General features: G+C 52.5%; 6 protein-coding genes. 3 read left to right on the top strand and 3 right to left on the bottom strand.

All coding sequences use genetic code 11. The features are described from left to right. A partial coding sequence (locus AC1HCM_RS05370; protein ID WP_479460740.1) for a YchF/TatD family DNA exonuclease occupies positions 1 to 1232 on the bottom strand: 1232 nt, incomplete at its 3' end. Between the two features lie 17 nt (positions 1233 to 1249). After that, entirely contained in the window at positions 1250 to 2590 is a 1341-nt protein-coding gene (amrB, locus tag AC1HCM_RS05365; RefSeq protein ID WP_479460739.1) for an AmmeMemoRadiSam system protein B, read from the bottom strand. 93 nt (positions 2591 to 2683) lie between these two features. Here amrB and AC1HCM_RS05360 point away from each other — a divergent pair, with 93 nt between their 5' ends. Together AC1HCM_RS05360 and AC1HCM_RS05355 are read left to right on the top strand one after the other, a co-directional pair. Continuing rightward, positions 2684 to 4573, top strand: a complete 1890-nt coding sequence (locus AC1HCM_RS05360; protein ID WP_479460738.1) for a 2Fe-2S iron-sulfur cluster-binding protein — start codon at positions 2684 to 2686, stop codon at positions 4571 to 4573. 9 nt (positions 4574 to 4582) lie between these two features. Beyond that, positions 4583 to 6334 carry an ATP-dependent DNA ligase gene (locus AC1HCM_RS05355; RefSeq protein ID WP_479460737.1) on the top strand — a complete coding sequence of 584 codons (1752 nt, stop codon included), beginning with the start codon at positions 4583 to 4585 and terminating at the stop codon, positions 6332 to 6334. Here AC1HCM_RS05355 and AC1HCM_RS05350 read toward each other — a convergent pair. Continuing rightward, the gene (locus tag AC1HCM_RS05350; RefSeq protein WP_479460736.1) at positions 6331 to 7203 is read right to left on the bottom strand and encodes an AEC family transporter; all 873 of its coding nucleotides are present in this window, start codon (positions 7201 to 7203) and stop codon (positions 6331 to 6333) included. The genes AC1HCM_RS05355 and AC1HCM_RS05350 overlap by 4 nt on opposite strands. A 34-nt stretch (positions 7204 to 7237) precedes the next feature. Here AC1HCM_RS05350 and AC1HCM_RS05345 point away from each other — a divergent pair. Beyond that, positions 7238 to 7992: AAA family ATPase (locus AC1HCM_RS05345; protein ID WP_479460735.1), on the top strand; the 755-nt coding region annotated here is incomplete at its 3' end.

The raw sequence follows: 7992 nt of genomic DNA, 5'->3' as shown, positions 1-7992 counted from the left end.
TCTTTTATAAATTCAAGGACTTTATCAAAGGCATCGGGCTGGGCGGGTCTGCAAACTCTGTTGTAGGTCTCCCTGTCGGGGGCGTTGAGGGATACGGACCACACATCCACAAGACCTTTCAGCTCCCTTAGCTTCTCCTTTGGGAGGAAGGTGAACATGAGACCGTTTGTATCCACCCTGACCCTTCCCCCTTTGGATTTGACGTACCTGGCTATCTCCTTAAGGGCGCTCAGCTTCAGAGTAGGTTCCCCGTATCCGCAGAAGACAACCTCCTCGTACCTTTTGGGGTCTCCTATCTCCCTTATAACCTCCTCAACAGACGGGTCCCTTGAGGTCCATACCCAGTAGCCTTTAACCATGAAGTTTCTCTCTCTCTCCCTCTGGCAGAAAGAGCAGTGGAGGTTGCACTTGTTGGTGAGGTTTATGTAGAGCTTGTTGTTTATCACGTAGGTTATGGTGTCCTTTTTGCCGTTTGAGGGGAGGCTCAGAATGAGCTTGGCGTTCTCCGAGGTCATCCTGTCCACGTCCTCAAGAGAGGTGTTGGGAAGGAGCTCCGCGAGGACCTTTGCGGTGTGCCAGATGTAGGGGGGCTTGTTGGGTTTTCCCCTGACGGGCTGGGGAGCTAAGAAGGGTGCATCGGTCTCAAGCAGAATCCTCGTTGTAGGTGTTTTTTTAGCTACTTCACGGACGCCTTCGGCGTTTTTATAGGTGAGAATCCCGGAGTAGGATATGTAGAAGCCAAGGTCAACAGCCTTCTTCATCGTCTCGTAAGAACCCGTAAAGCAGTGCATTATCCCTCCGACCTCGTAAGCTCTCTCCTCCCTCAGTATCCTTATGGTCTCCTCCTGTGCATCCCTCATGTGGACAACTATGGGAAGTCCAAGCTCCCTTGCGATGGCTATCTGCTTTCTGAAGACGTCTTCTTGCTTCTTGGGGTCGGAGTAGTTCTTGTAAAAGTCAAGTCCCATCTCTCCAATCGCCTTTACCTTTGGGTTCTTCAGGGCAAGGTCTTTGAGCCACTCAAGGTCCTCGTCGCTCACCTTGTCAGCCTCGTGGGGGTGAAAGCCTATGGCGCAGTAAACGTGCTCGTGCTCTTGGGCGAGTCTGAGGGCATTCTTTATCGTCTTTCTATCGTAGCCAACGGTCAGGAGATACTCAAGGCTCCTGTCTTTGACAGTCTCCTCAAAATCCTCCTTCTTCAAGAGGTCAAGGTGGCAGTGGGTGTCTATCATGGGAAGGATATTTTAGGTCAAATCCAGATTTTGTCTATGTTCAGGGTTATGGTGCAGTTCCCGATGTCTATTGAAGTTCCATCCTTCCTCATGTATCCCCTCTCGGTAAGGACATAATACTTGTAGGTTCTTTCCTCCGGGTATATGAGGAGGTAGTTTCTTACCCCTTCTCTCTGATACAGCTCAAACTTGAGTCCCTCGTCCTGTCTTTCAGAACCCGGAGAGACTATCTCTACTATCAGGAGGGGTGTCTTCCTCAGCTTTTCCTCAAGTTTACCGCAGATAACGGCTATATCCGGTCTTACCACGGTATCGCTTGATACATACCAGTCCGTTTCGTACAGAACGAAGCACTCAGGACACTTCTCCTCAACCTCAAGGGATAGCTCCCTCACAAGACGTGCACCCACCGCCTGATGTTTAGGTGAGGGTGAGGCGAGGGCATAGGGAATTCCCTCCACAAGCTCCCAGTCTCCCTCCCAACTCTCGTAGTCCTTCACACTGTAGCGAACCGGATACCTTTCCGCTATTCCCATCTCCCCTTTTAATATAACCCCTGAAACAAAGATCAAGCCTGCGTAGGCTACGACCCTCTCGTAGTCTCCCGTCACCTCTCCCGAGTTGGTGTAGTCAATCAGAATTCCCTGCCTCGCACCGAGCACCTTAGCCGCCTCTATCCCAACAACGGCGGGAATGAATCCGCACATGGTTATGTTGTACTGCACCCTCTTGAAGTAAAGCTCGTCGGTTGCGAGCCTCTCCATGGCGGAGATGAGTATCTCGTCCCTCTTTCTGGCTTCCTCCGCGCTTATGTAGTGAGACATGTCCGAGCTTATAACAATGAGGGCGTCTTTTCCCTTGAGAACCTCTCCTAAGTATATGCCGAAGTCCTTAGCTCTATCGTAGTCAAGGAATCCGAGGACTATGGGAAGTATGCTAAAAGAAGACTCCGCGTATCTGAAAAGAAAGGGGAGCTGAACCTCAAGGGAGTGCTCGTAAAGGTGGGCGCTCTCGTCAGCCTTTGCGTGGGGGTATTGAAGGACCTCATCAAGTAGCTCGCCGTCTATCTCAACCTCGCCGAAGGGTGTTTCCCATACTCCCCCGGGATAGACCGATATATCGCTCCCGTAGCCGGTATGGTTGGGTCCCAGAAGTACCACTCTTTCGGGAATTCTTACCCTCTTGTACACCGCGCAGGCGGTCCTTCCAGAGTAAATAAGACCTGCATGGGGAACGAGGACAGCCTTCGGCTCTATCTTATGGGCTTCCTCCTCCCCGCAGAGGAGGTCAAGGAGCTTGCTCAGGCTCTGAGCCTGTGCCGGGTAGAAAGTTCCCGCTACCGCCGGCTTTCTTCTCATTACCTTAATAAAGTTATTTCTATGAGCTTGACCATCAAGCTCGGAGAAAAGGAGACAAAATTTTTCTGTATCATATTCCCTCGGAGGCTGGCTATGGCTGAGAAGGTGAAGATATTTATAGACGACAAGGAGTATGAGGTTGAGAAGGGCAAGACGGTCCTCCAGGCTGCTCTTGAGAACGGAATAGATATACCCTACTTTTGCTACCACCCCAAGCTCTCTATAGCGGGCGCCTGCAGGATGTGTGTGGTTTACTGGGAGAACATAAAGAGGCTCGTCATATCCTGCAACACTCCCGTTCAGGAAGGGATGGTGATAAGGACCCACCACACGAGCAAGGAGGTGGAGGAAAACCAGAAGTACCTCCTTCAGGCTCTAATGACCAGACACCCCCTTGACTGTCCTATCTGCGACAAGGCGGGAGAGTGCGACCTCCAGAACTTCGGAGCCATCTACGGACCCCAGAGGCAGGTTGTTCCCATATCCGCCCTTGAGAAGGAGAGGGAGGAGTACGACTGGGAGAGCGACTTCCTTGAGTACTACTCCAACAGGTGTGTCGTCTGCTACAGGTGCACGAGGGCTTGCGATGAGATAGTAGGTGCCCACGCCCTATACGTTGAGAGCAGGGGCTTTGACTCCAACATCGTCCCGACGGTCAGACCGATGGACACATCGTCCTGTGAGATGTGCGGCATATGCGTTCATGTCTGCCCTGTAGGGGCTATAATCTCCAAGCCCTTCAAGTACTGGTCAAGGAGCTGGCTCCTTGAGAGAGAGCTCACGAGGTGCAACCTCTGTCCAGTCGGCTGTGAGATTCAGATAGAGTACGGCTTGGGGGACTGGAGGTCAAAGAGGAAGGTCTACAGGACAAAGCCAACCGAAGAGCTCAACATCTGCGCGAAGGCGTTCTTTGGCTACGATGCCCTGAACGTTGACAGGCTCTTAAAGCCCTACGCCCACGGAAGGGAGGAGAGCCCTGGGAACCTCGTAAACCTTCTGGCTTCAGTCCTCGGAGTCCATGAAAGGGAAACAGCCTTCGTTCTCTCGGGATACGTTCCCAACGAGATAATGGACAGCGTGGTGAGGATAGCTAAGGCTACAAACAGCTACATAACCGCACCTCAGACAGCGGACTTCTTCAAGCTTGCTGACGCCCTCGGAGATTACAGACCTCCATCCCTTGAGGATGTTAGCTCCGCCGACTTTTACGTCTTCGTGGGAGACGACATAACCTCAACCGCAACGGTTCTGAGCTACTACATAAAAGGTAAGGTTTACAGGGTAGGGAAGGGTGTAAGGGACGAGAAGTTTGAGCCCGAGGAGATAAGCCTTGACGACATAGAAAGGCTTGAAGGAAAGGGTGTGATAGTTGTCAACAGCATCTCCTTCAGAGGCAAGGAGGCTGAGGAGCTCGGCAGAAAGCTCAAGGCACTTCAGGAGAAAGGGCACAGGATCCTCGTTCTGCCTAAGGATGGAAACACCTTCGGTCTCTACGAGAGGATTAAGGAGATTTACTCCGATATAGGGGAGGTGGTTGGGGCTGTCCTGAGGGGAGAGATAAACACCCTCGTTGTCTTCGGAGAGGATATCAAGGACTACTACGAACCTGAGACCCTTGAGCAGATGGCTGATAAGCTTGAACACCTGATAGTCGCTTCCCCCTACGACTTCGGGCTCTCGGTCAGGGCTTCGGTCAAGGTCCCCATGTCGCTTATGGGAGAGAACGAAGGCACCTTCACAACCCTGATTGGTGAGGTGAAGGGAAGGAAGTTCCTCCCCTGGGCTTTTGACGACATAAGCTTCTGGGAAAGCTTAGCCCAGAGCCTCTCAAGGGAAGGAGAGATCAAGGTTCTGAGAGGTGAAGCACTTCCTCCGAGAAAGCCGGAAGTCCATCTGTATAGGAACAGCTGGATAACAGAGAGGAGTGAGAACCTGACGAGGCTGTACGAGAAAAACGTGCACGTCAGCGAGTACAGGGTTTAAACTATTTCCGTGGATTACTCTTTACTGGCTGAGTTCTATAGCGGGATAGAGGCAACAACGAGCAGGATACAGATGACACAGCTCCTCGTGGAGCTGTTCAAGAAAACCCCTCCCGAGCTTATAGACAAGGTAGTTTACCTGTCAACGGGTGAGGTAGCTCCAGAGTACTCAGGTCTTGATTACAACTTCGGTGAGAAGCTTGCCATAAGGGCGCTGGCTGAGGTACTCGGTGTAAGCGAGCACGAGATTGAGGAGAAGGTTATTGAACTCGGTGACTTAGGGGACGCAGGAAAGGCTCTCTACGAGGAAAAGGGTTTCAAGCCTAAGGGAAAGCTCACAGCTGAAGAGGTCTATGACACGCTTCTGGAGATAGCCAGGACCTCGGGCGTGGGAGCCCTCAGAAAGAAGTCTGAACTCTTCAAGAGCTTGCTACAGAAGGCTTCTCCCTTGGAGGTCAAGTATCTCCTCAGGACGGTTACCGAGAGGCTCAGGCTCGGCATAGGGGATAACACGATAATGGACGCCCTCGCCATAGCCTTTACCGGAGATCAGAGGAACAGAGAGTACATAGAGCGGGCATACAACTTCAGCTCGGATCTGGGCTACGTAGCTAAGATCCTTGCACAGAAAGGTCTTGAAGGGGTCAAGTCGGTAAGGATAGAGCTCGGAAGACCTGTAAGACCAATGCTCGCCGAAAGGATGGCTATCCCCTCCCTGATACTGAAGAAGCTCGGTGGAAAGTGCGGGGCCGAGTACAAGTACGATGGGGAGAGGATACAGGCTCACAGGAAGGGAGATGAGTTCTGGCTTTACTCACGGAGGCTTGAGAACATAACCCATCAGTTCCCCGACCTCATTGAGTTCCTGAAGGAAGCCATACCCCATGACTTCATAGTTGAGCTGGAGTGCGTTGTGATTGACCCTGCGAGCGGTCAGATACAGCCCTTTCAGGTTCTTATGAACAGGCGGGTCAAGTACGTGAGCAGGTTTCACATACTCAGGTATCCCGTTGCCGGCTTTCTCTTTGACATCCTCTACCTTGATGGGGAGGAGCTCGTTGATAAGCCCTACCCTGAGAGGAGGGCTACCCTTGAGAGGGTGGTAAAGATAACCGATAGGATAAACCTCGCCACGAGGGAGATAGTGGACAACGTTGAGGAGCTTGAAAGGTTCTTCCATCAAGCTATAGAGGACGGCTGTGAAGGTTTGGTCTGTAAGTCCCTCGCCCCCGAATCGGTTTATCAGGCTGGAAAGAGGGGTTTCCTCTGGATAAAGTACAAGAGAGATTACAAGTCCCATCTTGCGGATACCCTTGACCTCGTTGTGGTCGGTGCCTTCTACGGAAAGGGCCAGAGGGCGGGCTACTTTGGTTCCCTCCTGATGGCTTGCTACGACCCTGAGACCGACCAGTTCAAGACCGTTTGCAAGGTCGGAACGGGCTTCACCGAGGACGACTTCAAGAAGCTGGACGAGATACTTGAGAAGCACCGTATTGACCACAGACATCCGAGGGTGAACTCAATCCTCGCTGCGGACGTGTGGTATGAGCCCTATCTCGTTCTTGAGATAACGGGTGCTGAGCTCACCTACAGCCCTGTCCACACCTGTGCCTGGGACAAGGTAAAGGCAGGTAGAGGTCTGGGTCTTAGGTTCCCGAGGTTTACAGGGAGGTACAGGTTTGATAAAAGACCTGAGGATGCAACTACAGAACAGGAGATAATAGAGATGTTCCTCCAGCAGAGGAGATACAGGGCTGTCTAAAGTAAGGATAGTAGGAGAGGGACTATAAAGAAGCTCAGAACCATACCCAGGGTTATAGCAGAGATAGCCAAGCCCTCATCAAGACCGTACTTTATCGCCAGTACACCCGCCATCACCATAGGGGGCATAGCGCTCTCAAGGAAGGCAACCTTGTAGCTTAGTCCGGAAAGTCCCAAGAGCTTGAAGGCGATCAGCAGGAGGAGGGGAGCTATCAGCATCTTTACTCCCACCGAAAGGAGGGAGCCCCCGAGCGAAGAAGTGAGGTGCCCGGGAGAGAACTTCAAGCCCACCGCAAAGAGGACGACCGGTATGAGCGACCTGCCGGAGATCTCCAAAAAGGTCTCAAGGACCTGAGGGAGCTGGTAGCCCCGGAGAAGGAAGGCTAGTCCGAGGGCTATGAAGGGGGGAAAGGTCAGAACTTCCCTCAGGGAGAGCCTTCCTGTCGCCACGAAGAATCCCACGGATATTACGAGGAGAAAGGAACCGAGCTGGTCGTAAAGAACCGCATATTTCAAGCCCTCATCACCGAAAAAGGCGAAGGTAAAGGGGTAGCCCATGAAGGCTGTGTTTCCGAAGGATGAAACGAGAACGAAGGAGCGGAGGCTCCTCCCCTTCATACCCGTAAGCCTTCCAAGGAGAAGGGACAGCAGGATTGAGGTTGTTATCACAGCCCAGGCTGTCAGGACCACGGCGAAAGCCTCAGCCCCGAGCCTGATCTCCCTCACCTTTTCAAGGACGAGGGCAGGGAGGGAGAAGTAGAGGACGTAGTTTATGAAGACCTTTGAGTCCTCCTCCCTGAAGAGCTTTAGGGTTTTCAAGAGATAAGCGGATAGAAATATCAGGGCTACGAAAAGAACCCTTTCGTGCATGAGGGAATTTAGTATATCATTAGCTCTCAGAGAGATGCGGGTAAGCGACGTTGTTGAAGAGGTAGCCAAGGTTGTCAGGGGGAAGGAGGAGGTCATCAGGGAAGCTCTCACCTGCTTCCTCGCAGGAGGACATCTGCTGATAGAGGATATACCCGGAGTTGGGAAGACGACCCTCGCCCTCTCCCTGGCTAAGGCTATGAGCCTATCCTTCTCAAGGATACAGTTCACGAGCGACCTTCTGCCCTCCGATATAACGGGAACCTCCGTGTTTGACCAGTCCCAGCGGGAGTTCGTCTTCAAGCCAGGACCCATATTCAACAACCTTGTCCTTGCGGATGAGATAAACAGGGCGACACCAAAGACCCAGAGCGCTCTGCTTGAGGCTATGGCTGAGAAGCAGGTTACCGTTGATGGCAAGACCCATCCCCTACCCGAGCCCTTCTTTGTGATAGCTACCCAGAACCCCCTTGAACACTACGGGACCTACCCTCTCCCCGAGTCCCAGATGGACAGGTTCATGATGAGGGTGTCCGTTGGGTATCCAGAGCCGGAGGTTGAGAAGGAGATAGTTATGGGAGTAAACCCTTTAGAGCGGGTAAAGACTATACGGTCCGTCGTATCACCCCAGGAGATAAAGGAGGCTATGGATTCTGTCAAGAAGGTTTACATATCTCCGGAGGTTGCGGAGTTCATAGTCTCCATAGCTGAGCAGACGAGGACAGACCCTAAGGTCCTGCTCGGTGCCTCAACCCGCGGGACCATACACCTGTCCCAGTGTGCGAGGGCGGT

This window comes from Hydrogenivirga sp. (assembly GCF_056450045.1).
Note: the sequence above shows the minus strand (reverse complement) of the source record. Positions and strands in the feature narration are given on the sequence as shown.